We start from the raw sequence: 25,696 nt of genomic DNA on the forward strand, positions 1-25,696 counted from the left end.
CTAACTAGAGGAGGAAGCTTAATGCCAGAGGACAAGACGGTACAGTCACTCGGTCTGGACGAGTACCAGTACGGGTTCTCCGATCCGGAGGAGTACTTCTTCAGGACCCCGCGCAAGGGCGTTGACGAGGAGATCATCACCATGATCTCCAAGCACAAGAACGAGCCCGAGTGGATGCTGGAGTTCCGGCTGAACGCGTTCAAGTCGTTCCAGGAGAAGCCGACCCCTACCTGGGGCGGCGACCTCTCGGACCTGGACTTCCAGGACATCTTCTACTACATCCAGCCGACCGAGAACCAGGGCAAGACCTGGGACGACGTGCCGGACGACATCAAGAACACGTTCGAGAAACTCGGAATCCCGCAGGCCGAGCGTGAGTCGCTGGCCGGCGTCGGGGCGCAGTACGAGTCCGAGGTCGTATACCACAGCCTGCAGAAGAACCTGGAAGACCAGGGTGTGATCTTCAAGGACATGGACTCTGGCCTCCGGGAGCACGAGGACCTCGTCCGCGAGTACTTCGGCACCATAATCCCGCCGGACGACAACAAGTTCGCCTCGCTGAACTCCGCGGTATGGAGCGGCGGTAGCTTCCTGTACATCCCCAAGGGCGTACACGTGGACATCCCGCTGCAGGCGTACTTCCGCATAAACGCCGAGAACATGGGCCAGTTCGAGCGGACCCTGATCATCGCCGACGAGGGCTCCTCGGTCCACTACATCGAGGGCTGCACCGCGCCGACGTACTCGGCCAACTCGCTGCACTCGGCGGTCGTGGAGCTTATCGCAAAGCCGAGCGCCAGGATCCGGTACTCAACCATCCAGAACTGGTCGCACAACACCTACAACCTGGTGACCAAGCGGGGCCAGGCACAGGAGAACGCCACCGTCGAGTGGGTGGACGGCAACCTCGGCTCCAAGCTGACCATGAAGTACCCGGCCGTGTACCTGACCGGTGAGGGCGCGCGCGGTGAGATCCTCTCCGTGGCCTACGCCGGCGACGGCCAGCACCAGGACGCGGGCGGCAAGGTCGTACACGCCGCGCCGAACACGTCGAGCCTCATCACCTCGAAGTCCATCTCCAAGGGCACCGGGCGTTCGAGCTACCGTGGCCTGCTGAAGGTGCACGAGGGCTGCTACGACTCCAAGAGCCGGGTCGAGTGCGACGCGCTGCTCCTGGATGAGCAGGCCCGGACGGACACGTATCCGTACATCGAGATCGAGGAGAAAAAGGTCAACACCGAGCACGAGGCCACGGTCTCCAAGGTCGGCGAGGACCAGCTCTTCTACCTGATGAGCCGCGGCATGAGCGAGGAAGACGCCATCGCAATGGTCGTCAACGGCTTCATCGAGCCGATAGCCAAGGAGCTCCCGCTGGAGTACGCGATAGAGCTGAATCGCCTGATCCAGCTCGAGATGGAAGGCTCGGTCGGCTAGCGCGGGTAGCTCACCGCTTTAGCAATAGCTTCACGCGGGGCGGGTCTTCCGAGGCCCGCCCCGTTTTTCGAGTTTGAACTTTTATACACACGAGAGGTGATGGATGAGCACGAGTAGCGTGCCGGAGGTCCTGCTCGGCAGGGGTATCTCGGCTGAGTCGGTCGAGGAGCTATCCAGGTTCAAGGGCGAGCCAGAGTGGCTGCGTGACAGGCGTCTCGCGGCCTGGGAAACCTACGAGAAGACCCCGATGCCGACGATGAAGGACGAGGCCTGGCTGTACACCGACATCTCGGACATAGCCCCGCACGAGGACTTCGCCTCCTACCTTCCGGGCCAGAGGGCCGGCTCCGAGGCCGACCTTCCCGAGGCCGTGCAGCGCCTGATCGAGGAGGGCGAAGAGAACTCGGCCCTCTTGGTACAGCACAACTCAGAGACCTCCTACAGCCGGATGGACGACGACCTCGAAAAGAAGGGCGTCATCCTAACCGACCTGCACACCGCTCTCTCCGAGCACGAGGATCTCGTCAGAGACAGGCTCTTCAAGCTCGTGCCCGAGGACTACGACAAGTTCGCCTCGCTGAACGCCGCCACCTTCTCCGGCGGCAGCTTCCTGTACGTGCCGCGCGGCGTCGAGGTCGAGGTCCCGATCCAGAGCTACCGCTGGATGGACACTTCGGAGGGCGCCGCCACCATGCCCCGCACGCTCGTCGTGGTCGAGGAAGGCGCATCGGTAACCTACATAGACGAGTACGCCTCCGAGGGCGGCGAGGAGGACGAGCTCGCCTTCTCCAACGGCGCGGTGGAGCTGTTCGTAGAGCAGGGCGCGAACCTGCGCTACGTCTCCTTGCAGAGCTGGGGCCGCAACGTGCTGCACTTCAACACGCTGCGCAGCCAGGCCGACAAGGACGCCAGCATAAAGAGCCTCGTCGTATCTCTGGGCAGCCAGCTCGCCCGCAACAACGTGGACGCGGGACTCTCCGAGTCGGGTAGCGAATCCGAGATGCTCGGGCTGTACTTCGCCGACAACGACCAGGTCCTGGACCACCACACGCTCCAGGACCACCTCGCCGACAACGCGTACTCGGACCTGCTGTACAAGGGCGCGATGCGCGACGACTCGCTCGGCGTGTTCTCCGGGCTCATCCGGGTCGAGCCCGGCGCGCAGAAGACCGACGCCTACCAGACCAACCGGAACCTCATTCTGGGCTCGGACGACGCAATGGCCGTCTCCCTGCCGCGCCTGGAGATCGCCGCCGACGACGTGAAGTGCTCCCACGGCTCCACGACGGGCCAGGTGGACGAGGTGGAGATGTTCTACCTGATGAGCCGCGGAATCCCGCGCGCCGAGGCCGAGAAGCTCGTCGTGTTCGGCTTCTTCGGCGAGGTCACGAGCCGCATACCGCTCCAGGGCGTGCGCAAGAAGCTCGATAGGGCGATAGAGGACAAGATCGGGCTCGGCTTCGGCGAGCAGACGAACTAGCACGAGTCTATGCCCGAGCACCAGGAGTTCCAAAAACTAGCCGCCACCGACGAGGTCGCCCCCGGAGAGCTGAAGCAGTTCGAGCTCGACGGGCGGCCCGTCGGCCTGTGTAACGTGGACGGCGAGTTCTACGCCTTCGAGGACATCTGCACCCACCAGTTCGCCCACCTCTCCGAAGGCGAGTTCGACGCCGGAGCAGGCGAGGTGAAGTGCCCGCTGCACGGCGCCCGCTTCGACGTACAGAGCGGCGAGGCAAAGAGCCTGCCGGCGGTAAAGCCCCTCCCAACCCACGAGCTGAAGGTGGAGGACGGCGAGATATACGTCGCCCTGAACCCGAAGCAGGTAAAGGTGGGTGGGCGTAGAAGAAGATAACGAGCGCTCCTATTACGCCAGCCGCCACAGGCTCGCTCGCCTCTCGAAAGAGAATTGCAGTGAGGCGAAGGTAGTCTGCTGTCGGCAAGCGTCTTTTGGTATCTCGCCTCCCGGCTACCTTGCCGCTTCTAACGCTGCCTCGTACTTGATGGCTCCTGTCCGTGTGGGTAGGAGCGGCGAGTCGTGCCTACCCACACGGGCACCGCAGCCTCTCGACGCCCTCTCAATTGCTACTGCTAATATGTAGAGAGTACATATGCTATAGCGATTTACTCGTTATCATCAGGAAAGGTAGTGTAGTGAGGCTGGCGTCATTGGACGAGCGATGGATCTGGGCTTCTGTCGCTGCCTTCGTAGTAGGTGTCCTCGTTTACGTGGCGAGTAGCGCGATGGCTGCGGAGTGGCTGTTTGGGAGTCGAGTCTCTGGAGTAATTAGCGGGATGCCAATTTGGTGGTCGCTACTCCAGGGCCTGCCTTTGATGATTTTCGCTAGCGCTGTACTTGGCTTTATAGTGCCTCGAGGATTCTGGCTCTGGGGAGGCATTATCGCAATCGCGCGGCAGCTAGCGACTTTACCTGGAACTTTCTACCTGTATTCCATAGGTTTTCATAGGTTTATAGATGTTTTGTCTTTGCTGATTATCGACCTAGTTGCCTTCTTGACGATCTTCGCCGGAATCTGTATCTGGAGCTCTACCCTAGGCGCGGTCTTGAGATGGCTTTTGGGTCGCGGATCGTGGAGGCGCCGCATTTAACCCTGGCAGTGAAGTAGGTAGTAAATAGGCTTATAGATAGCCGGAAACTTGGAGCAGGTCAGACTCAAGTTCCGACATTATTAGTCTTCTACTGTCCACTGAAAGAAGGACTCGCCGCATCGTGGATTCACGGAAGCGACAGTTTTATGATTGCTTTTTTACCTACTGTTGTTTGCTCTCTACAACTTGGCGGAGCTTTGCTCCGCCATCATGCCCGTAACGTCGGTGGTCTGGGAGGGCGGCGGAGCCTCGACGTTTACAGGGGTTCCGAAGCCGTACAACTCTTGCACTATAGCTATGCTGCCTGCGGGTTCCTCCTCAACGGCACCATACGAAACGGAGCGCCTCTTCGCCTTCCCAGGCCTCTCCGGCTACCCGGATGTCCGTGGTCAGGAGTAGACCCTTCATGCCCAGACGCATGGCCGGATGTCCGTCGGCTATTAACACCCTCAAGCAACCACCCACTTCCGTAGAACTTCCGTAAAGAATGAACTAATGTGTGTTGCTGTATAAGCATTGTCTCACAAAATCTCACGAGAACCTCACGAGAGTTAGATAAACGGCAACCCGCCTCGGGGGCTGAGTACGCTAGTTAAGGTCAGCCGCCAGCAGAGCCTCCATCTCCGCCTCCGCCAGAGCCCTCGCCGCCGAGTCCACCGAGACCGCTGGAACCCGTACCGTCGCCTCTCCAACCACCCGGATAGCTTTTACTCGCTCTTTCGAGCGCTCCAGAGACGGCGGAGATCAGCTCGAGGGTCTCTGGACCGAGTCTTTTAGAGGGGCCACTCGAGCCCGTGTTGGCCTCCGCGAGTCCGGCTACATCTTCGTGTGGGGCGGGTTGGGCCAGTATCATGGCGACTGCGGTATCGGGAGCTTTAAGCGTCCGCGCACGATTCTCGTGAGCCCATTCTGGAGACGGATACTGAGCCTCGGAGAGGGTGCATAGTAGCTGTTCTCTTAGCCGGTCTCCAGAGAGTGTCCAGCGCCAGCCGCCTCGTAACAGCATACCGATAAGCCCGGAGTCCCGATCGCACAGGCCCCTGGCGCGCAAGGCGGGCAGCACCTCCAAGCGCGCGTAGCCTGTAGAGTCACCGTAACGCTCCGCGAGATCCCGCCACAGCACGAAGCCCGGCAGCCCATCGTCCGGCGCCCAACCCCCAGCAAAGCCTCCGTCAAAAATCCTGAATGCCGCAAACAGTGGGCGGTGTTCTGGCACATCGGCCCTTTTGCCTCGGATGAATCGCACTTCGGGTCGTGATCTCAACTCCTCCAACGTCTCCCGAACGTCGAGCCAACCCCGGAGTACGAGCTCCAAGATTGCCACCTTGAAAAGTTCGTTACAGTTGTTGAGCCTACCCGGAGGACCCTGGAGGAGTACATGCGCCTCGGGTACTGTAAGATCTTGGATGATCGCGGCTCTATCGGTATCCATCTTTCGTACCCCCTCCTTTGGTGCTGGATTATATAGAGCCGTGAACGTTTGCCACCGGTAACCGGGTTGGAGCCCCCTTGATGTCGGGTGGGGGGATGCTTGCGTACCTCGAGTGAGATCCCACACTCCCCGGAGTCCTGGCTCCGATTGTTTTATGATTAGGCTATCGGCGCAGGGCGGGAGCGTATGAGAGATAGCATAAAGAAGGTACATCCGAGCGCCAAACGGGGCGGTGGAGAGGGGCCGCCCTTCGGGGCCCCCGCCATGTCCACACCGACCCCGATCCCGATCTCGGCCCGCACCCGGATAGTGTTGACGGCGGCGGTGCTCGTGGCGCTGGTGCTGGTGCTCTGGATCGCACCGAGCGTCGCCACGGTGGCCCTGGGGGGCGTGGCGCTGGCGCTCTTGCTCTCTTTTCCGGTGCGGCTGATGTCCCGCTACATACCGCGCTGGCTCGCCATCCCGGTCGCCTTCCTCTTGCTCCTGGCTCTCGTGGCGCTCGCCTTTCTCATACTAATACCCGCACTCGCGAGCCAGCTCGCGGCGCTGGCCTCCACCGTGCCCACACTGGTCTCCAGCCTGGAGGAGAGCTTCAGGAATCTGCTCGGGCTACTGAGGGAGCGCGGCCTGCTACAGGACAGGCCGGAGGTCCTGATCTCGAACGTCAGCGGGGTAGCTCTGGAGCGTTTGCAGGGTCTGGCTCAGGGCCTTCTCGGGGGCGTGTTCGGGATTATCTCGGGGGCGGCGAACGCGGCGGTTCAGCTCTTTGGCATAGCCTTCGTCTCGATCTACCTGCTGGTGGACGCCGACAGGTTCAGGAGGTTCTTCCTCTCTCTGGTGCCGGTCGGATACCTGGAGGACGCGGACCTCTTGTGGTGGCAGCTTGGCAGTTCGCTCTCGCGGTATCTCGGCGGCCTGTCCATAATCCTCGCGGTCCAGGGCGCGCTGTCCACCGTGGCCCTGTGGATTCTTGACGTGCCGTTCCCGCTACTGCTCGGGGCCTGGGTCTCGCTAACGGCGATCATACCCTACCTCGGGGCGTTTCTGGGCGCGATACCGGCCATAGCCCTGGCGCTTACGGTCTCGCCCACGACGGCGGTTCTGGCCGCGCTGCTGTTCCTGGCGATACAGCAGCTCGAAGGCAACATACTCACGCCCTACATACAGGGCCACTCCGTGAGGGTACACCCCATAGTCGTGCTGCTCGCGGTGCTATTCGCGGCTGAGACGGCCGGTATAGTGGGTGTCGTGTTCGCCGTGCCGACGCTGGCGGTGCTCCGGGTTCTCTTCGACTTCTTCTCGGAGAGGCTGCGTGTAAGACGAGCGCCGGAGTCAGCAGAGGCCGGTGCCGGCAAGGGAGAGCCAGAGCCCTGGCGCCTGCACGAGGGCCACTGAGGCCGGGCCGGCCGTTTACCTGACCTGGCCTTACCTGACGCGGGGCTCTTCTTGCTCCTCCTGCTGGCCTTCCTGCTCGTCCTGTTGCTGGCGCTCCTCATGTGGGAAGTAGATGTCGTTCACGGTGATGTTGCACTCGGAGACCCGCAGCCCGAGCAGGCTCTCGATGCGCTCCGTGAGGTCGTGCCGGAGCGTCTCCGTTACCTGCAGTATGGACCGGTTGTAGTCGGCGGAGACCTTGAGGTCTATCGCGACCTCCTCGCTGCCAACCACTATAGAGCTGCCCCTGCCGGAACCAGCGCTCGAGACTCGCAGTCCTTCGGCCCTGCCGGTCACGGTATCCATGAGCTGTGAGACGGCGCTTTTGTCTATGCTCGTGCTGCCACGGTCCGTAACCAGCGAGTCGGCGACCTGCTGGCGCGGTATCTGCTGCGTCTCCTGCTGAGAATCCCGGGATTCCCGCCGGCTGGCCTGTTCGCTCATGTAAAGCTCTCCCTTCTCTGGACGGTCCGGCCCAGAGCTCTTTTACGACATCCCCGTTCTTACCTCTCGCGGCACAGGATGAAGCTCCGACAATATCCTAACGCGGACGGCACCCGGAAGATACTGTATCGACGCCCCCTTTGCGACCTCGGAGGGGCCAGACGGTCCGGGCCGGAGAAGGGCCGGTGTGATCCAGGTCAAATCGTTGTATACTCTTAGTATGGTGATGTTTCGTAGCGAGAGCCCGTCCTACGAGCCGGGAGAGTACGTGCGGCACACGGAGGCCGTGCCCGGTAACGGGTGGGATCCCATAGTGGAGATAGTAGAGGATCTCGGCACCATCGAGGTTCCCTGCGGCAAGGTGGACTGCCGGAGTAATTGCCTGGAGTACGTCGTACGCTCCGCCCGTGAGATGGCGCGTAGGGAGCAAGGATACAACCTGGCAGAGTGCAAGCTCGGGCCACTGGTGAGCATCCTCTGACCTAATCCCTAGCGGCCGCGGGAAGGCCGGCTACTCCTCGTACAGGTAGCCTTGCTCGGAGAGGTTATCCTGGGGTGCCGGACGGTTCGCGTAGTAGAGCCGCAGCAGGTAGTTGCCTCCGAGCGGCGCGAGGAAGAGCCCGGCGAGCATGGCGGGCAGGAGATCCCGGGCAAAGGTCCACAGCACAAGCAGGGGCGTGCCGGGCGAGAAGTTCGAGCTGCGTATCAGGGTGAGCGGATCCAGCACGCCGCCGGAGGGCAACAGGCCGAACTGGTAGGCCCCCACCGTCAGCACCGTAGAGATAATGCTTATAACGGCCGCCATCCCCAGACTAAGGCCGAGCCCGAGGCCCATAGAGAGCCCGGCGGCCGATCTGGGTACGCGGGGAGCGCCGCCCCCCAGACCGGTTTGCAGCGCCTTCCGGCCCAGAAGGGCGAGGCCGAAGATCATACCCCCGACCAGCCCCCCGATGATACCGGAGGCCATGTACACGAGCGAGAGGGTGGTCAGGTTCCCCTCGCTGGTCTGACCCCCGTACAGAACCATGAGTATCACGGGGGAGGGGAAGAGCGATTTTATTAGCGTGAAACCGAGACCGTAAGCGAAGCTCAGGCCGAGCAGCCTAGCCAACATCTGGCACCTTCCTCCAACTCTGCCGGAGACGTCCGGTCCCGGCGCTCCCTGGGGGTCGTGACGGAGCACCCGTATACCCCTGGATATTACACTCCGTTACTCTGGGAATGAATGTAACCTGGGAGGCGCCCGGACGCAGCAACCGCTTTCACGCGGGGCCTATGGGCCTATGGCGTGCGCCGGGCGGGGCATCCCGAGTTTCCGCCCTGTTTCACCCTATTCCGTGGCGCTCCCACTGCCGCCTCCGGCGTGGTTTTCGCCACCCTCGATCCAGACCGCCTTGGCGTTGGTGAACTCGCGCACGCCGAAGTGGCTCAGCTCGCGGCCGTAGCCGGAGTCCTTGACGCCGCCGAAGGGCATCTCCGGCGTGGACTCGACGAGGCGGTTCACGTAGAGCATGCCGGACTCGATCTCCTCCACGAAACGCCCGCGTTCGGTGGATTCGGTGGTCCAGACGCTGGCGCCGAGGCCGAAGTGGGTGTCGTTGGCGAGACTTATCGCCTCGTCCAGTCCTCCCACGCGGAACAGCGAGGCCACGGGGCCGAAGATCTCCTCCACCCGCGCCGGGGAGCCCTCCGGGATGTCGGAGAGCACGGTTGGCAGGTAGTAGTTGCCCTGCATACCGTCGGGACGCCGGCCGCCGGCCAGCACCCGAGCCCCGGCGTCCACGCTCCTCTGGACCTGATCTTCGACCTCCTCCAGGATGCCCTGCATCGCGAGTGGTCCCATGTCCGTATCCTCGTCCATCGGGTCGCCGATCTTCATGGCCTCGACCTTCTCGACGAAGCGGCGCTCAAACTCCTCGTACACTTCCTCGTGCACGATGAACCGCTTGGCGTTGATGCAGGACTGGCCGTTGTTCAGCATCCGCGATCCGACCGCAGACTCGACGGCGGCGTCGAGGTCCGCCGAGGGCATGACCACGAACGGGTCGCTGCCGCCAAGCTCCAGTACGCTATTCTTTACCGCCTTCCCGGCCTGGCCGCCGACGGCGCGGCCCGCGCCCTCGCTGCCGGTCAGGGTGACGCCCCGGATCCGGGAGTCGTCTATGAGAGACTCGATCTGCCCGGAGCCGACGAGCAGCGTCTGCATCACGCCCTCCGGGAAGCCGGCCCGGCGCACTATGTCCTCTATGTTCAGCGCGGTGCGGGGGACGTTGGAGGCGTGCTTGAGGAGCACGACGTTACCCGCCATCAGGCCAGGCGCGATGTGCCGGAAGGCCTGCCAGTACGGGAAGTTCCACGGCATCACGGCGAGCACGGGGCCGACGGGCTTGTAGCTTATGCGGGCGTCGGCGCCCTGCATATCCACCGGCTCGTCGGCGAGGAAACGCTCGGCGTTCTCGGCGTAGTAGCGGCAGCCTCGGGCGCACTTCTGGACCTCGGCCTTCGCGGCCACGAGACTCTTTCCCATCTCCAGCGTCGCGGCGCGGCCGAGCTCCCCGGCTTCGTCTTCCAGGATCTCCGCCGCCCGCGTCATCATGCGGGCCCGCTCGGCGAAAGACGTCTTGCGGTACTCGCGGAAGGCCCGGTCGGCCAGGGCGACCTTCTCCTCTACCTGATCCGGGGTCAGCGTCTCGAAGCTCTCGATCTCCCCGCCTGTCGCGGGGTTTACGGCGGTCATCGCCATCTCCGTCCTCCTTCTAACCTGGGTTAACCCGTACACGTCCTCCACCCCGGATTCTACCCCCGGCGGGCGGTATCATCCCGCAGCGTGTGGCGAGGGTAACGCCCCCCGCTCCCGCAACACCGCCGTCAGCCGGGACTCTGCGCCGGCGTCCCGCTTCAGCGGACGCCCGTCGAGCTCCGCCACGGTCTCGACGCCGCGCACGGCGTTCACGCAGTACAGCGGACTGCTCGTGTGCAGCGGTATGGCATCCTCGACGACCTCGCCGGACTCCAGCAGTACGCCTCGCGCGATGCCCGGCAGCACGCTCCCGCCGGGCGTCCGCAGGGAACCGCCTTCGGAACCGCCTTCGGAACTGCTTTCCAGGCCGACGAGGTTGGATACGGTAGCCTCCGCGAGCGTCCCGCCGCCGGCGAAGACTGCCTCGTCGTAGCCGTGGGCCCGCGCCCCGCGCAGGGCGAGCACGCTATCCAGGTAGTTGAGGCTCTTGTGCCGGCCGAGAGGCCCGCGCTCGTCGGGCACCGTGACGGCGCGCAGGGGCGGACGGGGCCCGGGGAGCGGCGAGGCGGTGACGAATGCGGTAGGCTCTGGCTCGCCGGGCGGCGCCGGACCGCGCCCACCCGGTCCGCGGGTAACGGTTATCTTGAGCACGGCATCCAGGAGCCCGAGACGCTGCACGAGCCCCCGGCAGGCAGGCTCCAGCTCGTGCGCGGGCGGCGGGATGTACAGCGCACCGAGGTCCCGCCGGAGCCGCTCCAGGTGGCGTCCGAGGAGCAGCGGCTCGCCGCCGCCGACCCGCAGGGTGGTAAAGGCCCCGTCGCCGTAGGCCAGCCCCCGGTCGAAGACCGAGACCCGGGCCTCGGAAGCGGGGACGTACCCGCCGTCCAGCCACACGAGGTCGAAGCTCATGCCGGGCTCACGAAGATCACCGGAGTATCATCTCAGAGGCTCCACGGAGGAGCCCAGGCTACCGACGAGCGCGGAGGCCTTGTTCAGCGACTCCTGATACTCGCGCTCGGGGACGGAGTCGGCGACGATGCCGCCGCCGGCCTGGACGTGGGCCCGGCCGCCGGTGAGCAGGATGGTCCGGATGGCGATGTTCATGTCCATGAAGCCCCCGCCCGGCGAGAGGTACCCGAACGAGCCGGTGTACAGGGCGCGCCGGACGGGCTCTATCTCCTCTATGATCTCCATACACCGCACCTTCGGGCAGCCCGTGATCGTGCCGCCCGGAAACATACCCGAGAGCAGCGAGACCGCGTCGTGGCCCGGTGCGAGCCGGCCCGAGATCTCACTCACCAGATGCACGACGTGGGAGTAGGTCTCGGTGCTCATCAGCTCGTCCACCCGCACCGTACCGTAGGCCGAGCTGCGCCCGAGGTCGTTACGCTCGAGGTCCACGATCATGGCGTGCTCGGCCCGCTCCTTGGGGTCAACCAGAAACGCTTCTCTCCCTTCTCGCTCGACCTGCTCGCGGGGGTACGTGCCAGCTATCGGCCGGGTCGAGGCCCGCCCGCCGCGCAGATCCACCAGCCGCTCCGGCGAGCTGGACACGGCGACCATGTCCGGAAAGGATACGATACCTCCGAAAGGCGAGGGGTTGGTCCGCCGCAGCGTCGTGTACAGCGCGAGCGGGTCTCCGCTGAACGGGAGGTCCAGACGCTGCGAGATGTTCACCTGGAACACGTCCCCGGCCCGGACGTACTCCTTGACCCGCTCCACGGCCTCCAGATACCCCTCGCGGCCCAGGCTGGACCGCGGGTTACCGCCGGATCCTCCGGGCCCTCCGGGTTCTCCGGCCCGCGGCCTCTCTCCGGCCACTCCCCGCACGAGGCGCGCGAGCGGCTCCGGGCTCTCTCCGGCCGGGACGGAGACCCACGCGCCGTCCCCGTCCGCGCCTATGGTGTACCGGGGCGTGAGAAACCTGGCCTGGGGCAGCGCGAGGTCGGCGGTGGACAGCGCGGGCAGTTTCTCCAGGTGCCGCGCCGCGTCGTAGGAGACGTAGCCGAAGAGGGCCGGGCCGCCCGAGAGCGGGTGCGGAGTGTCGGCGGGACCAGCAAGCTCCCGCCGCAGCGCCTCGAATGGTGAAGAGAACGGAGTCTCGTCGGCCACTTTTATCTCGCGCTCGGGCTCGAAGGCGAGCACGAAGCCTCCCCATCCCGCGCCTTCTAGCAGAACGAAGGGGTCCACGCCGGGGCGCAGGCCGAGGGCCGGGATCAGGGCCGCCGCATCCAGCCCCTCCACGTCCAGCCGCCGCACCTCGCGCCCGGTCTGTGCCCGCACGCTCAAGCGGCGGCGCAGGATCGGGCGGCCCCTACAAGGAGATCCGCGGCCTCCTCCACTTCCTCCCCGGTGTTGAAGCGGCCGAGGCTCAGGCGTACGGAGGAGAGGGCGGCCTCGCCGTCCAGCCCCATCGCCCGCAGCACGGAGGAAGGCTCGGGGCTGTCGGAGGCGCAGGCCGAGCCCGCCGAGAAGGCGACGCCGGGCGCGGCGGCGAGGAGGTCGGCGGCGCGCACTCCGGGGAACGAGACGTTCAGCGTGTTCGGCAGCCGCTCGACGGGGTGGCCGTTTAACCGCAGCCCGGAGACCTCACCCAGGATGGCCCGGTGGAGCTCGTCCCGCAGGCCGGCGATCCGCTCCGCCTCGCCGCCGGAGGCCTCGGCGGCCAGAGTCGCAGCCCGGCCCATCCCGGCGATGCCGGGGACGTTCAGCGTGCCGCTGCGCAGACCGCGCTCCTGGCCGCCACCGCGCAACAGCGGCTCGGGGCGGACGCGGCGCACGCCGGCCTCCGGGTGGCGCCGGACGTACAGCGCACCGATCCCCTTTGGCCCGTAGAACTTGTGGGCCGAGAGGCTCAAGAGGTCCACGCCGAGATACTCCACGTCCACCGGGATCTTGCCCAGCGCCTGGGCCGCGTCCGTGTGCAACGGGACGCCGTGCTCGTGGGCGACCCCGGCAAGCTCCGCGACCGGGTTTACCGCGCCGGTCTCGTTGTTGGCGAGCATTATGGATACGAGCGCGGCGGGCGGACCTTCCGAGAGGGCCCGGCGCAGCGTTTCGGGGCTCACGACACCGTGCCCGTCAACCGGCAAGACGGTGAGACCGGCCCCAGCGGACTCGGCGTAGCGGGCGGTTTCCAGTATGGCCTCGTGCTCGGTGGCGGCGGTTATCAGGCGCTCGCCGGGCCTCAGGCAGCCCAGGAGGGCCATATTGTCCGCCTCGGTCGCGCCGCTTACGAACGTGATCTCCTCCGGCGAGGCCCCTATCGCGACGGCGACCTCCTCGCGGGCGACGGAGACCGCCGCTCCGGCTGCCCCTCCGGGAGAGTGGGCCGAGGAGGCGTTGCCGTACTCCGTGGTGAGGTAGGGCATCATGCGCTCCAGAGCCCGCCCGTCCAGCGGCGTCGTGGCGTTGTTATCCAGGTAGATCGGCAACCCTCGCCTCCTCCGGGGCCTCCGGGGTCCCGCCGTCCACGCGGTAGTGGCAGCCCAGGCTCCGCCGGTCCTCCAGCGCGCCCGTAAGAATGGCCCGGGCGACCGAGAGCGGCGCTCCGAGGTCCGTATCACCATACTCCTCTTCGAGGCCGTCAAGCTCCCGCAGCCCGGTCTCCAGACCCGGCCCGGTGCGCACGAGACCCGCGTGCTCCCACATCGTGGCGCGCAGCAGATCCCCGGCCTCCCCGGGAGCCGGCGCCGGAGCGGTACGCCCGGCGGGGCGGAGAGGGCCCGCGGGAACGGCGCCGGGGCGGGCGGCGTCTTCTCCCGAGCGCCAGCCCCACACGAGCCCTTCAAGGAGCGAGGTCGAGGCGAGCCGGTTCGCGCCGTGCAGGCCGGTTCGCGCCACCTCCCCGGCGGCCCACAGACCGCGCACGCCGGTGCGGCCCCGCTCGTCGGTCGCGACGCCGCCGCAGGAGTAGTGGGCGGCGGGCACGACCGGGATCGGCTCCCGCGAGGGATCCACGCCGTCCTCCATACAGCGGGCGAAGATGGCCGGGAAGCGGTCCTGAAGCCAGTGGCGGGAACGGGAGGTTATGTCCAGGTAGGCGCACGGCGATCCGGTTCGCTGCATCATGGATGCGATGCTGCGCGCCACCACGTCGCGCGGGGCGAGCGAGCCCAGAACGTGCCCGACGAACTCCGCGCCGTCGGGGCGGCGCAGGACGCCGCCCTCGCCGCGCACGGCTTCGGAGACGAGGAACCTCTCCCCGGTGGTGTATAGCGCGGTCGGATGGAACTGGACGTAGTGCAGGTCCCGTACCCGCGCCCCGGCGGCGGTGGCGAGCGCGATCCCGTCCCCGGTCGCGCCGGGCGGGTTGGTGGTGTGCGAGTACAGCCCGCCGAGCCCGCCGGTCGCGAGCACGACGGAGCGGCCCATTATCTCCACCGTCTCGCCGCCGTACTCGGCGTAGACTCCGACCACGCGCCCGCCAGCCTCGACAGCGAGTGAGGCGGCGTGGGAGCCGGGCAAGAGGGATATGCGCTCCTCCGCGTGTACGGCGCGGGTGAGCCTGCTCTGTATCGCCGAGCCGGTGGTGTCGTGGCGGTGGATGATGCGCTCCACGGAGTGCGCGCCCTCGCGGGTAAGGTGCAGCCCCTCGAAGCCGGGCTCGTCCGGGTCGAAGGGCACGGAGAGCTCGTTTATCAGGAGCCGCTTAACGAGCGGCGGCCCTTCTCGGGCCAGGAGCCGGGCGGCCTCCGGGTCGCCGGCCCACGCCCCGGCGTCGAGGATATCCCGGGCCAGGAGGTCTGGCGAGTCATCCGGGCCGGTGTAGATTATGCCGCCCTGTGCGTAGCGGGTGTTGGCCTCCTCGGGGTCCGGGAGCTTGGTCAGCATCACGACGGACGCGCCCCTTCTGGCGGCGGAGAGCGCGGCGGCACAACCGGCGACGCCGCCGCCGATCACGATCACGTCGGCGTAGTCCGCGTAGTTTGCGTAACGGTCCGGGGCCGTCTTCGGGAGATCAGTCACCGGGAGCCTCCTCCAGAGGATCGGGGCCGCGCCCCACGGATACGTCGAGCGAGACGTCTGCCGCCGGGGCAGAGTGCGTGAGCGCGCCGACGGAGATGAGGTCCGGCCCCGCCTCCGCGTACGCCCGGACGGTAGAAAGGTCCACGCTGCCGGAGACCTCGACGAGGGCCCCCGGGGCCTCGGAGCGCACGAGCGACACGGCCTCCGCCACCTCTGCGGGGCCCATGTTGTCGAGTAGAACTACGTCGGCCCCGGCGGAGATAGCCTCACGAAGGCCGGACTCGTCCTCGACCTCCACCTCCACCTTCAGGAGGTGTGGCGCGCCCTGCCGCGCCCGGCGCACGGCCTCCGTCACACCCCCGGCGACGGCGAGGTGGTTGTCCTTTATGAGCACGCCGTCGTCGAGGCCGGATCGGTGGTTTACGCCGCCTCCGGCCCGGACGGCGGCCTTCTCCAGAGCGCGCAGTCCGGGCGTGGTCTTGCGGGTGTCGGTGATGCGGGCTCCGGTACCGGCGGCCTCGCACTCCGCAGCGTACATGCGGGTAAAGGTGGCTATGCCCGAGAGCCGCATCACGAGGTTCAGCGCCACCCGCTCGGCGGCGAGCATCGCCCGAGCCTCTCCCTCGACGCGGGCTACCTCGGTCCCCGGCTCCACGACCGCGCCCTCGGCCACGAGCGGTGTGAACCGCAGCCCGCCCGACGCCTCCTCGAAGACGGCGCGGGCCGCGGCGAGCCCGCTAACGCAGGTCCCGGACTCGCCCTTGGCGACGAAGCTGCCGGAGGCGACGGCGTCCTCGGGCACGGTCGTGGCGGTGGTCACGTCGCCGCGGCCCACGTCCTCGGCGAGCGCGCGGCGGGCCAGGTCGCGCAGGGCGCTGTCCACGCTATCCAGGGCGGCGTCCGGGGCGGCTGTTCCGCGGAGCGTATCCACTAGCCGAGCTCCAGCATGCGCTGTATCGGGGCGAGGGCGGCGAGACGGGTCTCCTCGTCGAGCTGTATCTCGGGCGACAGGTCGCGCAGGCAGAGATATAGCTTCTCGACGGTGTTGAGGCGCATGTGGGGGCACTCGCTGCACGCCTCGCAGGCTCCGCCCGAAGAGCCTTCGCCGGGGGCGCGCATGAACGTTTTCTCCGGCGCCAGGCGCTGCATCTGGTGTATGACGCCGGGCTCGGTTGCGACGATGAACTCCGGGGCGGGGCTCTCGGCGGCGCGGTTTATGAGGCTGGTGGTGGAGCCGACGTGGTCGGCGAGGGCGAGCACCCGCTGTTCGCACTCGGGGTGTGCCAGGACCTCGGCGTCGGGATGGCGGAGCTTTAGCTCCCGGATCTTGCGCTCCGAGAATAGTACGTGGACCATGCAGGTGCCGGGCCACAGGGTCATCTCGCGGCCGGTCTGCTCGACCAGATAACGCCCGAGGTGCTTGTCGGGGCCGAAGATTATCGGCGTGTCTTCCGGGATCGAGGCGATAACGTCCTTGGCGTTGGAGGAGGTGCAGATCACGTCCGACAGAGCCTTGACCGCTGCCGAGGTGTTCACGTACGAGACCACCCTGTGATCCGGCCTGGCCTCCACGAACCGGCGGAACTCCTCCGGCGGGCAGCTATCCGCTAGAGAGCACCCGGCGTCGAGGTCGGGCAGGACGACGGTCTTTGAGGGGTTCAGGATCTTGGCCGTCTCCGCCATGAAGTGGACGCCGCAGAACACGATCACGTCCGCCTCCGCAGCCTCGGCCTTTCGCGCCAACGCCAGTGAGTCCCCGATGTGATCCGCCAGATCCTGTATCTCGGGCTCCTGGTAGTAGTGCGCCAGAATTACCGCGTTCTGCTCCCGTCTGAGACGCTCGATCTCGCCGTACACGTCCGTAACGGCCTCGCCCTGGCCGACCCTGCTCCCTAAAGCCCCTATCATCTGCACCGGTTACCTCCTTGTAACTGTGAGCGGTGAGCTTGTCACATAATTGTGTTACAAAGCAAGCATCTTGTAACTTTTCGCTACTTGAAGTATCGCACGGGCTCACACTCCCGGCAAGCAGGGACAGGTTACTCGCATCACAAAAGCTCCCACGGGCTTCATGGGCCATGTATCTCCGGGGCCACGGTGCGGGCCGTTTTTCTCCGGGCGCGCCAGGATACAATCCGGGATATGACTGAGGCGCGGGATACGGAGCACAAGGGGCACACGGAGGGCGCCGAGGCCCGGCGGGTTCTCGAAGAGCTTGCGCGGGAGCGGGGGTTCGATCTCGTCGGGGTGGCGCGGGCGGAGCCGTTGGTGCGGGGCGGCGAGCGGCTGCGGCAGTGGCAGGAGGCCGGGATGTCGGCGGACATGGGCTACATGCAGCGGCCGCCGGAGCGGCTCTCGGACCCGCGGGCGTTGCAGAAGAGCGCGCGCAGCGTGGTCTCGCTCGGGGTCTCTTACTACCCAGGGGATCATCCGGAGAGCGCCGGCGGCGGCCGGGTGGCGCGGTACGCCTGGGGCCGGGACTACCACGAGGTCATAAAGGGCCGGCTCTTCGAGCTGCGCTCGGAGCTCGAGGAGCGTCTCGGCGTGAGGATAAAGGCCCGGGGATTCACGGACGCGGTCCCGCTGCTAGAGCGGAGCGCGGCCCAGAACGCCGGGCTCGGGTTTTTCGGGCGCAACGCGTGTCTCATAAGCCAGAAAGCGGGATCCTACTTCTTCATAGCGGATCTGCTCGTGGATCTGGATCTACCGGTTGACGAACAGGGGGAAGGGACCTGCGGACGCTGTACCCGCTGTATGAGCGCGTGCCCCACGGGCGCGATAAAAGCCCCCGGCGTGGTGGACGCCCGGCTGTGTATCTCGTACCTGACCATCGAAAATGCCGGCGAGATCCCACGCGATCTACGCCCGAAGGTCGGGGACTGGGCGTTTGGCTGCGACATCTGCCAGGAGGTCTGCCCGTACAACAAGACAAAGGCCGCCCGCAGCCGGTGGCCCGAGTTCTCGGCGGAGGCCGGCGCGGGTCCGTACCTGGACATTCCGGGGACGCTCGCGATCCGGGACGACACCGAGTTCGAGCGGCGGTTCTCCGGCACCCCGCTCACCCGGCCGGGCCGCGCCGGGATGCTGCGCAACTGCTGCGTATCCGCCGGTAACCAGCGGGATGCGGGCTACGTGCCGGCGCTGGCGGGCTGCCTGCGGGAAGACGGCTCGCCACTCGTGCGCGGCCACGCGGCCTGGGCCCTGGGACGTATCGGGGGCGCCGAAGCCGCCGCCGCCCTGGAGGAGTCCGTGATGAAAGAGGAAGACGGGTGGGTGCTGGAAGAGGTGCGGCTCGCGCTGGAGGAGCTAGGGGAGGCAGAGGAGAAGCCCGGAGGAGCGGCGGAGGATGCCACCGGCCGGGACGGTAGGATAGAATAGGGTCGAGATGGCGAGGCAGATCGACTACTATAAGGTACTCGGGGTGAATCGCGCGGCGGGCCGGGATGAGATCCGGGACGCCTACCGCAGGCTCGCCAAGGAGCGTCACCCCGACAGGCCCGGCGGCAGTCAGGAGGAGTTCGCCCGGCTGCAGGAGGCCCACGCCGTCCTCTCCGATCCGAACCAGCGCCGCCAGCACGACGAGGCCCTGGATCTCGCCCACGCCGAGGACCAGCTCTCCGGCCTCGAAGGTCTCGACTGGGACAAGCTCGAAGACGAGGTCTCCCAGAAGCGCCGCCAGCGCGACGAGTCCGGCCCGGGCTTCGGAGAGCGCCTCAAGGAGCGTTTCCAGAACGCCCGGGACGAACGTCAAGAGCGCCAGGAGCGGCGGGATAGCCGGGACGCCGGCGGCCGTAACGGGAGAAACGGTAACGCGAGCAGCCGCTACAGCAGACCGGAGGCCAAGTGGTACGAGCCCCACGAGTTCGAGCCGGAGCCGCTAACGCCGCAGACCGCGGGCAAGAGCTTTGTTGTCGCGTTCCTCGGATTTCTCGTGGCCGGGCAGCTCGGGCTGTGGGCCGGAGGCTACGGCACACCCGGCTTCCTGTCGTGGATGACCGGCATACAGCCCTTCATGTTCATCCTGTACACCGCCGTAGGAATCGCGGCCGCCTTCTACGCCTACCGGCTCGCGGGCTACGCCGGGCTCGGACTCGTGTTCATAGCCGCGATCATCATCAGCCAGTCCGCCCCTTCTGCCGGTGGAGGGCCGGTGCTCCAGGGCTTCCTGCAGGCCAGCATACTGGGCCTGATCTTCTTGCTGGTCCTGATCTACCTTGGCAACCGCCGCAACGCCAGCGCCCGGCGCTAGCTCCGGTTTGCCACCAGATACCGTCGAGATAAAGAGCTTCATCTCCCGCTTCGAGGAGCGCGCCGCCCCGCTCGAAAAGGCCGTCGCCGAAGCCTGGTGGCGGCTCTCGACCGAGGGGTCCGGTAAGGCTCAAGAAGAGCTGGTCCGGGCCGGGGTCGAGTACAACCGGCTCTTCGCCGACCCGGAGGAGTTCGAGCAGGTCGCGGGGTGGCACGCGGAACGCGGGGATCTGAAAGAGCTCGACGAGCCGCTGCTCGCCCGCCAGCTAGAGGTGCTGTACCGGATGTTCGCCGCCGGACAGGGCGATCCGGCGACGCTCGAAAAGGTAGAGGAGCTGGAGGCGGAGGCGAACGCCGTGTACGGCAACCACCGGGGCCTCGTCGGCGGCGAGGAGGTCGGCGAAAACGAGGTGCGCCATATTCTGCGTACCTCCGGCGACGAGAGGCTGCGCCGCGAGGCGTGGGAGGCTTCGAAGACCGTGGGCGAGGAGGTCGAGGGTACGGTGCGCGAGCTTGCCCGCCTGCGCAACCGCCTCGCCCGCGAGGCCGGTTACGAGAACCACTACCTCCGCTCGCTGCATCTACAGGAGATACAGCCGGAGGAGCTTGAGGAGATCATGTCCGGCCTCCAGTCTGCCACCGACGAGCCGTTCCGCGAGCTGAAGAGGGAGATAGACGGGAGCCTGGAGCGCCGCTTCGGGGCGACGGAGGTAATGCCCTGGCACCTCTCGGACCCGTTCTTCCAGGAGATGCCCGAGGGCATAGAAGGCTACGACCTGGATGCCGACGGCTACTTCGCGGGCGGCGATCTTGAGAGGCTTACCCGCCGCACCTACGACGCCCTGGGCCTGGACGTCCGGGGCGTGATGGCGAACAGCGACCTGTACGAGCGCGCGGGCAAGAGCCAGCACGCCTTCTGCCTCTCCGTCGGCAGGGAGTATCCCTACGACGTGCGGGTGCTCGCCAACCTCCGGCCCGAAAAGCCCGACTCCTACTGGGCCGACACGATGCTGCACGAGTTCGGCCACGCCGTCTACGACCGGCACGTGAACCCGAAGCTGCCGTACCTGCTACGCACCGTGGCCCACACCTCGACCACCGAGGCCATCGCCCTGATGATGGGCGGGCTCGTCGAGGACTCCGGCTGGCTACGAAGTGTCGCCGGGGTACCGGAAGAGAAGATAGACCGGGAACGCCTCGCCGCCCGGTGGCGGGCGAGCGGCCTAGTGTTCATCCGCTGGACGCTGGTGATGTACCACTTCGAACAGGCGCTCTACGCAGACCCGGACCGCGACGATTTGAACGAGGTGTGGTGGGATCTCGTCGAGCGCCTACAGCTAGTGCGGCGCCCGCCCGGCAGGGACAGGCCGGACTGGGCGGCCAAGATCCACGTCGCCGTCGCCCCGGTTTACTATCACAACTACGTCCTCGGCCAGCTAACCGCCGCCCAGCTCAGGGGCTACCTGGAGACGAACATAACCCACGGTCCCTTCTACGAGAACCCGGTCGCCGGACGCTACCTGCAGGAGTCCATCTTCGGACCCGGGGCCCGCGAAAACTGGCACGATACCGTGCTGCGCGCCACGGGAGAGCCCCTGAACCCGGCCCATTTCGTGGAGTCGCTCAAGCCGCTCACCTAACGCCTCCTACCGGGCGCTCTCCACCGGTAGCTCCACACCCTTGAAGCTGCCGTCGCGGGCGCTCTGGGTGCCGACCTTCAACAGGCCCTCTCCGGCGAAGGGCTGGAAATCCAGGCTGGTCTCGAAGTAGCCCCAGGTCGCAGTCCAGTCGTTGGAGAGCACGGTCTGCCGGGTAAGCGTATTGCCGTCCGGTCCCTGGAGCACGATGGTGTTGGAGGCTTCCGGGTTGCGCGAGTAGCCGCTGACGGTCATGGGGCTGGTGACACCGGTGCCGGGCCGCGGCTGGGTGAGCACCGTGTTGCCTTCCCGCACCGGCAGGGGGATGTCGAGGTCGGACCCAGCGGGCTTGAAGTCTATCGCTATGCGGGAGGGATCGGCCAACTCTATTACCCGGTAGTAGAAGGCCCGCTCGGCGAAGAAGTCCACGAACATGCCGCCCTCGGGGCCGCGCACGACGTAGAAGCTCTTTAGTAGCTCGGCGCCGGAATCCTCCAGCGAGCCGTCGGAGACGGCGGTGCTCTGCACGGAAGGGAAGGTTATCTTCAGCCGCCCGTCTCCGGTGGGGCTGGAGAGCCTCCAGTTCGGGACTCCGCTGGTGGGCTCCCCGCCGGAGCCAAGATCCACCACGACTCTCTCGTAGCCTTCGTGATCGCCGAAGCGCACGCCGAGGATACCGTCGGCCATGTAGCCGCCGCCTCCGCTGTCCTCCGGACTCGCGACGAACTCACCGGGATTGGCTATGGCCTGGGGTCCGTCGCCAGACGCAGCCTGACCGTCCCGGGTCCGGGCCGGGGCGGTAGACGCCTCTCCGGTGCTTTCGGTGGCGGAGACGCCGGGAGCCTCATAAGAGCCGGTGGTCGCCTCTCCCGCAGCGGCCTCGGAGGAGGATGGTGAGGAAGGCGTGGCGGCAGCATCCCCGGTGGCCTCGGCAGGCTCCGAGGCCACGGTACCGACGGTCGACTCCGCCTCCTGTTCCGAGCCCTCTGAGGTGGTGCCCTGTACGGTCTCCTGTTGTCCGGACTCGCCTGCAGAGGAGCCCGCGCCGCTCTGGTCTCTGGTCTGTGCGGAGTCGCCCCGCGTCGAGCCGCAGCCCGTGGCGAGCGCGAGCAGGAGTCCGAGAAGAAGTATCGTGGCCGCTAGGACGAGCGGGGAGCGCGGGGCTAGAGCCGAGGGCGTCTCCCCTGTCTTTCCAGACCCTCGCGTTACTCTGCCGCCGTCTCCGCCGCGATGAAGCATAGCGTGCATTATAAGCACATCGGAGCATCCGCCGCACGGGACCGGCGCGACGGAGGGCCTCCATTGAGGATCCTCCACCAAAGAGCCGCCACCGGGCGCTAGGTCGCCAGGTAGGGCGTGGTGCCGTACTGGATGAGCCCCCGGGCTTCGGGTCGGGAGCCGAGCTCCATCCTGAGCCGATCCGGCGACCCCTCGAACCCGAAACCGGAGAGCAGAGCGTGCTCCGGCGAGCCGGAGTGTACGGAGTGTACGGAGTGTACGGAGTGTACGGAGTGTACGGAGTGTACGGAGGATGCCGTGGATATGATCTCGACGGGGCCGCCGCCGGCCTCGTGGACGGCCCCGAGCGCCGCCGACAGCAGGGCCCGGCCCGCCTCTTCGCTCTCGGCCAGAAACGGCCCCAGCCTCGTCACGCCCTCCGAGACGCTCTGCACCAGGTAGCCCTTGATCCTGCCCGACCCGTCCCGGAGGAGCAGCCCGCGTCCGGGGTGGAGCCGGATCGCGGCGAGTATGATACCCGAGCGGTCGCCGCCGAAGGACCAGTGGTCAAGCCCGTACACCTCCGGCAGGTCCTCTATGGTCAGGGGGTGGACCCTGTACCCGCCGGCCCCGGTCTCCCCCCCGCTCCCCGTAACCTCTCCCAGCCGGTACACCGTGCGGCGGACACCACCCGAAAAGCCCAAGCCCCGGTACAGTCTCTCCGCCTCGCTCGTCGAATCCAGCCGTATCAGCCCGGCCCCCCGTGAGCGCAAGTAAGTTATCGCCCACCGGGCGAGCCGCTCCCCGATACCGGCCCGCCGGTACGCGTCGTGAACCGCCAGGTGGCACAGAATTCCGAGCTCCCCGAGCGGCACCGCCCCCACCATGCCGACTATGCTCTCCTCTCCGGCCTCCGCGACCGCCCACCGGGCGTCCCGCATGCCGCGCAGAAGCCCGAAGGCGTCCGGGTCCGCGGACCAGCGCACCACGCTCCTGAGGTCCAGGATGCGCCGGAGGTCAACCTCGTCCATCCGGCGCACGGCGACCCCGTCCCCCACCTCCACGGGCCGGCCAGAACGGGCCGAACGTTCTGGATGTTCTAAATGTCCTTCTCCGGCAACGGAGATGTTAAAGATGTTAGGTATGTCAGAGATGTGCAAGCCTCCCCCAGAAACTTCCTCGAAACTTCCTCGAAAAGGGCCCGTGGCCCTCGTGTCCAGAGATCCTCAGCCCGCAGGGACGGGCTTCCCGGACGCCCCGGCCTAGACTCCCGGCCGGGGCGGGAACGGTCGCGATGGGGAGTACTGCATTGGCCGCCCCAACATATCCCCGGCGCTCTCTGTAATATCGGCAAGCACGCCGCCAATGTTACAGCACCTCAAGGCTTCGGGCCATCAGCCGGCAAAGTCCCTCCATCCGGTGTAATTCGGCTTGCTATTCGATTAGCTGTCCTCTAAGAGCACCTTTATTGCGAGAGTGCTCTTTTTTGTTACAATATTGTCACGTTCGGCTATTTTGACTAACAAAAGGAGTTTGAAACGAGATGAGGTCTACGCTACAACCCGGCCTTACGAACCGGCTCACCAAGTATTTGAGGACCACACAGCAGCTAATAGAGGAGGGCCGGGACGCGGTCTCCAGCAAGGAGCTCGGAGACTACACGGGCATCAACCCGGTACAGGTCAGGCGGGATCTCAACGCAATCGGCTTCTCGGGGACTCGGGGCGTCGGGTATCAGGCGTATGACCTGGTCGAGTCCGTCCGGGCCATACTCGGCCTGCGTCAGACCTACAACATCGCCCTCGTCGGCGCGGGTAACCTCGGCAGCGCCATCGCCTCCAGCGCTATCCTGCCCAAGCGCGGGTTCGTGATCCACGACGTGTTCGACAACGACACCGACAAGGCCGGACGCATGGTCGGTAACATCGTCGTCAAGCACGTGGACGAGCTCAACAAGAGCGTCGAGGAGGCGGACGAGATCATCGGCATCATCGCCACCCCTTCGGCCTCGGCCCAGGAGGTCGCCGAGCGGATGGTGGACGCCGGAATACAGGTGATCCTCAACTACACCGACGTCCTGCTGCACGTGCCGCCGCAGGTGGATGTCCACCGCATAGACCCGACCGCCCAGCTCATGCACACCCTCTACTACCTCACCCAGGTCGGCGGAGAAGCCGCCTCCTAACCCCTCCGCGATAGCGTCACGCCCCCGCGCATCACGGGCCCCCGGCTTACCGGGGGCCCTCCTTTACGCCACAACCCTGTTACAACCAGTTACATTTCAGAGGCCCCGAGACCGGCTTCGAGGCACGTTCCGGGCCGGGATAGTGCCTCGGCGTGCTCTACAGAGATGGCGAAAGCCGTAATCGGGAGGAGGCACCGCGGCCATCAGGGCACGAGCATCAAGAGCGCCCTGCCGACTCGCTTTATCCGCTTTATTGATCCGTAAAACTCAGCCAGAAGGAAGAAAAAAGGGGAAGAGCCCAGGGCGTAACCTAGGGGTGATAGGTGGGGAAAGGGAAAGGAGGAGTAACGCCCCAGGCTCTTTAATTGTGCCGATTAGATTCGCACCAACCGACAAACAGAATACTAACCCGCTCGTTACACTTTGTAAAGGTCTCGGCACAAGATTTTTAGAAACTTTTTGCAAATATCTGCGAAAGGCACATACTAGGCCGGGTGGAGCCGGCTCGGCCGCTTGCACTAGCCATGGTAGCCGAGCCGCTGGGAGATCTCACCCGCCGCCCGGCGGGTGGTCTCGCCGAGCTCGTTTAGTGAATCTGCCGGAAGCCGGAACGCCGGGCCGTAGACGCCGATGGCGGCGGCGGTCTGACCCCCGGGACGGCGCACGGGAGCGGCGACGCCGTTGAGCCCGGTCTCTAGCTCCTCGACCGTGTAGGCGTAGCCTCTGGCCCGTACCTCCACGAGCTGCGCCCGGAGCTCCTCGGGGTCCACGATGGTGTTGGCGGTGAAACGCTCCAGCGGGCCGGCGAGCAGCGTGTTCCGCTCGAACTCCGGCAAGTGGGCCAGCATCACCTTTCCGCCGGGCGTGCAGTGCAGCGGCATGCGCCAGCCGGACCAGTCCACCCCGAACACGGAGGAGCGGGAGGAGGCCTGGTGCAGGATCACGAGCTCCCCGTCCACCAGGGTCGTGAGCAGCACCGTCTCGCCCGTCTCCCGGCTCAGGCCCTGGCTCGCCGCCCGGGAGTCCCGCACCACGTCTATGTCGGCGGTTACCGCGCTCGCGAGCCCGACCACCCCGAGCCCGAGCCGGTACTTCTCGGTCTCCGGGTCCTGCTCGACCATCCCGTGCCCCGCCAGCGTCGCCAGCATCCGGTGCGCGTTGGACTTGTGGACGCCGAGCTCCCCGGCAACCTCGGTCACCCCGAGACGGCCCCTGACCGACAGCAGCTTCATTATCCTGAGCGCCCGGTCCACGGACTGCACGGCCCCGCTGTTGTTACCGGTTGCTCCCATGCCCACAGTCTACCCATCAGATACCCGCGGCACGCCAGAGGGAACTCCAAGAGTCCC

At 66.3% G+C, this 25,696-nt stretch carries 22 protein-coding genes; 9 read left to right on the forward strand and 13 right to left on the reverse strand.

Translation table 11 applies throughout. From position 1 onward, the window contains the following. Positions 1-21: 21 nt before the first annotated feature. The 3 genes from sufB (at position 22) to ABD53_RS12540 (ending at position 3,286) form a co-directional block, all read left to right on the forward strand. Positions 22-1,434 (forward strand): Fe-S cluster assembly protein SufB, encoded by a 1,413-nt coding sequence (sufB, locus tag ABD53_RS12530; RefSeq protein ID WP_047866149.1) that lies wholly within the window; start codon positions 22-24, stop codon positions 1,432-1,434. Between the two features lie 103 nt (positions 1,435-1,537). After that, the gene (gene sufD, locus ABD53_RS12535; RefSeq protein ID WP_047866150.1) at positions 1,538-2,914 is read left to right on the forward strand and encodes a Fe-S cluster assembly protein SufD; all 1,377 of its coding nucleotides are present in this window, start codon (positions 1,538-1,540) and stop codon (positions 2,912-2,914) included. Positions 2,915-2,923: 9 nt separating this feature from the next. Further along, positions 2,924-3,286 carry a non-heme iron oxygenase ferredoxin subunit gene (locus ABD53_RS12540; RefSeq protein WP_047866151.1) on the forward strand — a complete coding sequence of 121 codons (363 nt, stop codon included), beginning with the start codon at positions 2,924-2,926 and terminating at the stop codon, positions 3,284-3,286. Positions 3,287-4,359: 1,073 nt separating this feature from the next. Here ABD53_RS12540 and ABD53_RS17830 read toward each other — a convergent pair. Next, on the reverse strand, positions 4,360-4,494 hold the full coding sequence (locus tag ABD53_RS17830) for a helix-turn-helix domain-containing protein (protein WP_268778289.1): 135 nt from the start codon (positions 4,492-4,494) through the stop codon (positions 4,360-4,362). 1,165 nt (positions 4,495-5,659) lie between these two features. Between ABD53_RS17830 and ABD53_RS12550 the strand changes: the two genes are divergently transcribed. Next, a complete protein-coding gene (locus tag ABD53_RS12550; RefSeq protein WP_084709643.1) occupies positions 5,660-6,868 on the forward strand; it encodes an AI-2E family transporter in 1,209 nt (402 codons plus the stop codon). Positions 6,869-6,898: 30 nt separating this feature from the next. On the opposite strand, the gene ABD53_RS16120 is transcribed toward ABD53_RS12550, so the two are convergent. After that, positions 6,899-7,351, reverse strand: coding sequence for an Asp23/Gls24 family envelope stress response protein (locus tag ABD53_RS16120; RefSeq protein WP_053058040.1), 453 nt, complete (start codon positions 7,349-7,351; stop codon positions 6,899-6,901). Between the two features lie 187 nt (positions 7,352-7,538). Between ABD53_RS16120 and ABD53_RS12560 the strand changes: the two genes are divergently transcribed. After that, positions 7,539-7,832, forward strand: coding sequence for a hypothetical protein (locus tag ABD53_RS12560; protein WP_047866153.1), 294 nt, complete (start codon positions 7,539-7,541; stop codon positions 7,830-7,832). Between the two features lie 30 nt (positions 7,833-7,862). On the opposite strand, the gene ABD53_RS12565 is transcribed toward ABD53_RS12560, so the two are convergent. The 8 genes from ABD53_RS12565 to nadA form a co-directional block, all read right to left on the reverse strand. Further along, positions 7,863-8,465, reverse strand: a complete 603-nt coding sequence (locus ABD53_RS12565) for a hypothetical protein (RefSeq protein ID WP_047866154.1) — start codon at positions 8,463-8,465, stop codon at positions 7,863-7,865. 216 nt (positions 8,466-8,681) lie between these two features. Further along, a complete protein-coding gene (locus ABD53_RS12570; RefSeq protein ID WP_047866155.1) occupies positions 8,682-10,094 on the reverse strand; it encodes an NAD-dependent succinate-semialdehyde dehydrogenase in 1,413 nt (470 codons plus the stop codon). Between the two features lie 72 nt (positions 10,095-10,166). Continuing rightward, positions 10,167-11,000, reverse strand: a complete 834-nt coding sequence (locus ABD53_RS12575; protein ID WP_053058041.1) for an aminotransferase class IV — start codon at positions 10,998-11,000, stop codon at positions 10,167-10,169. 27 nt (positions 11,001-11,027) lie between these two features. Continuing rightward, a complete protein-coding gene (locus tag ABD53_RS12580) occupies positions 11,028-12,374 on the reverse strand; it encodes an anthranilate synthase component I family protein (protein WP_235401598.1) in 1,347 nt (448 codons plus the stop codon). 2 nt (positions 12,375-12,376) lie between these two features. Further along, on the reverse strand, positions 12,377-13,525 hold the full coding sequence (locus ABD53_RS12585) for a cysteine desulfurase family protein (RefSeq protein WP_047866156.1): 1,149 nt from the start codon (positions 13,523-13,525) through the stop codon (positions 12,377-12,379). After that, positions 13,506-15,059 (reverse strand): L-aspartate oxidase, encoded by a 1,554-nt coding sequence (gene nadB / locus ABD53_RS12590; RefSeq protein WP_047866157.1) that lies wholly within the window; start codon positions 15,057-15,059, stop codon positions 13,506-13,508. The genes ABD53_RS12585 and nadB overlap by 20 nt, the downstream gene beginning before the upstream one ends. Beyond that, positions 15,052-15,990, reverse strand: a complete 939-nt coding sequence (gene nadC, locus ABD53_RS12595) for a carboxylating nicotinate-nucleotide diphosphorylase (protein WP_235401592.1) — start codon at positions 15,988-15,990, stop codon at positions 15,052-15,054. Before nadC ends, nadB begins: the two co-directional genes overlap by 8 nt. Further along, entirely contained in the window at positions 15,990-16,967 is a 978-nt protein-coding gene (nadA, locus tag ABD53_RS12600) for a quinolinate synthase NadA (protein ID WP_053058046.1), read from the reverse strand. Before nadA ends, nadC begins: the two co-directional genes overlap by 1 nt. A 234-nt stretch (positions 16,968-17,201) precedes the next feature. On the opposite strand from nadA, the gene queG reads away from it, so the two are divergent. Genes queG through ABD53_RS12615 form a run of 3 tightly spaced genes read left to right on the forward strand, consistent with a single transcriptional unit; the run spans position 17,202 to position 20,947 of the window. Further along, the gene (gene queG / locus ABD53_RS12605) at positions 17,202-18,437 is read left to right on the forward strand and encodes a tRNA epoxyqueuosine(34) reductase QueG (RefSeq protein ID WP_053058042.1); all 1,236 of its coding nucleotides are present in this window, start codon (positions 17,202-17,204) and stop codon (positions 18,435-18,437) included. A gap of 7 nt (positions 18,438-18,444) precedes the next feature. Beyond that, on the forward strand, positions 18,445-19,308 hold the full coding sequence (locus tag ABD53_RS17535) for a DnaJ domain-containing protein (RefSeq protein ID WP_047866158.1): 864 nt from the start codon (positions 18,445-18,447) through the stop codon (positions 19,306-19,308). 7 nt (positions 19,309-19,315) lie between these two features. Continuing rightward, positions 19,316-20,947: a M2 family metallopeptidase gene (locus ABD53_RS12615; protein WP_047866159.1), complete on the forward strand. Its 1,632-nt coding sequence runs from the start codon at positions 19,316-19,318 to the stop codon at positions 20,945-20,947. Positions 20,948-20,953: 6 nt separating this feature from the next. Here ABD53_RS12615 and ABD53_RS12620 read toward each other — a convergent pair whose 3' ends face one another. Both ABD53_RS12620 and ABD53_RS12625 read right to left on the reverse strand, forming a co-directional pair. Continuing rightward, positions 20,954-22,183, reverse strand: a complete 1,230-nt coding sequence (locus ABD53_RS12620; protein ID WP_160309692.1) for a Gmad2 immunoglobulin-like domain-containing protein — start codon at positions 22,181-22,183, stop codon at positions 20,954-20,956. Between the two features lie 98 nt (positions 22,184-22,281). Continuing rightward, positions 22,282-23,226: a GNAT family N-acetyltransferase gene (locus ABD53_RS12625; protein WP_152670771.1), complete on the reverse strand. Its 945-nt coding sequence runs from the start codon at positions 23,224-23,226 to the stop codon at positions 22,282-22,284. A gap of 479 nt (positions 23,227-23,705) precedes the next feature. On the opposite strand from ABD53_RS12625, the gene ABD53_RS12630 reads away from it, so the two are divergent. After that, positions 23,706-24,347: a redox-sensing transcriptional repressor Rex gene (locus tag ABD53_RS12630; RefSeq protein ID WP_047866162.1), complete on the forward strand. Its 642-nt coding sequence runs from the start codon at positions 23,706-23,708 to the stop codon at positions 24,345-24,347. A 518-nt stretch (positions 24,348-24,865) separates the two neighbouring features. Here ABD53_RS12630 and ABD53_RS12635 read toward each other — a convergent pair. Beyond that, positions 24,866-25,639: an IclR family transcriptional regulator gene (locus ABD53_RS12635; RefSeq protein WP_047866163.1), complete on the reverse strand. Its 774-nt coding sequence runs from the start codon at positions 25,637-25,639 to the stop codon at positions 24,866-24,868. Positions 25,640-25,696 lie beyond the last annotated feature (57 nt).

This window comes from Rubrobacter aplysinae (genome assembly GCF_001029505.1).
Classification (GTDB): Bacteria; Actinomycetota; Rubrobacteria; order Rubrobacterales; family Rubrobacteraceae; genus Rubrobacter_A; species Rubrobacter_A aplysinae.

Coding starts and splice junctions, on each gene's coding strand:
- sufB (WP_047866149.1), top strand. CDS start 22: ATGCCAGAGGACAAGACGGTACAGTCACTCGGTCTGGACGAGTACCAG.
- sufD (WP_047866150.1), top strand. CDS start 1,538: ATGAGCACGAGTAGCGTGCCGGAGGTCCTGCTCGGCAGGGGTATCTCG.
- ABD53_RS12540 (WP_047866151.1), top strand. CDS start 2,924: ATGCCCGAGCACCAGGAGTTCCAAAAACTAGCCGCCACCGACGAGGTC.
- ABD53_RS12550 (WP_084709643.1), top strand. CDS start 5,660: ATGAGAGATAGCATAAAGAAGGTACATCCGAGCGCCAAACGGGGCGGT.
- ABD53_RS16120 (WP_053058040.1), bottom strand. CDS start 7,351: ATGAGCGAACAGGCCAGCCGGCGGGAATCCCGGGATTCTCAGCAGGAG.
- ABD53_RS12565 (WP_047866154.1), bottom strand. CDS start 8,465: ATGTTGGCTAGGCTGCTCGGCCTGAGCTTCGCTTACGGTCTCGGTTTC.
- ABD53_RS12570 (WP_047866155.1), bottom strand. CDS start 10,094: ATGGCGATGACCGCCGTAAACCCCGCGACAGGCGGGGAGATCGAGAGC.
- ABD53_RS12575 (WP_053058041.1), bottom strand. CDS start 11,000: ATGAGCTTCGACCTCGTGTGGCTGGACGGCGGGTACGTCCCCGCTTCC.
- nadA (WP_053058046.1), bottom strand. CDS start 16,967: ATGATAGGGGCTTTAGGGAGCAGGGTCGGCCAGGGCGAGGCCGTTACG.
- queG (WP_053058042.1), top strand. CDS start 17,202: ATGACTGAGGCGCGGGATACGGAGCACAAGGGGCACACGGAGGGCGCC.
- ABD53_RS17535 (WP_047866158.1), top strand. CDS start 18,445: ATGGCGAGGCAGATCGACTACTATAAGGTACTCGGGGTGAATCGCGCG.
- ABD53_RS12620 (WP_160309692.1), bottom strand. CDS start 22,183: ATGCTTCATCGCGGCGGAGACGGCGGCAGAGTAACGCGAGGGTCTGGA.
- ABD53_RS12630 (WP_047866162.1), top strand. CDS start 23,706: ATGAGGTCTACGCTACAACCCGGCCTTACGAACCGGCTCACCAAGTAT.
- ABD53_RS12635 (WP_047866163.1), bottom strand. CDS start 25,639: ATGGGAGCAACCGGTAACAACAGCGGGGCCGTGCAGTCCGTGGACCGG.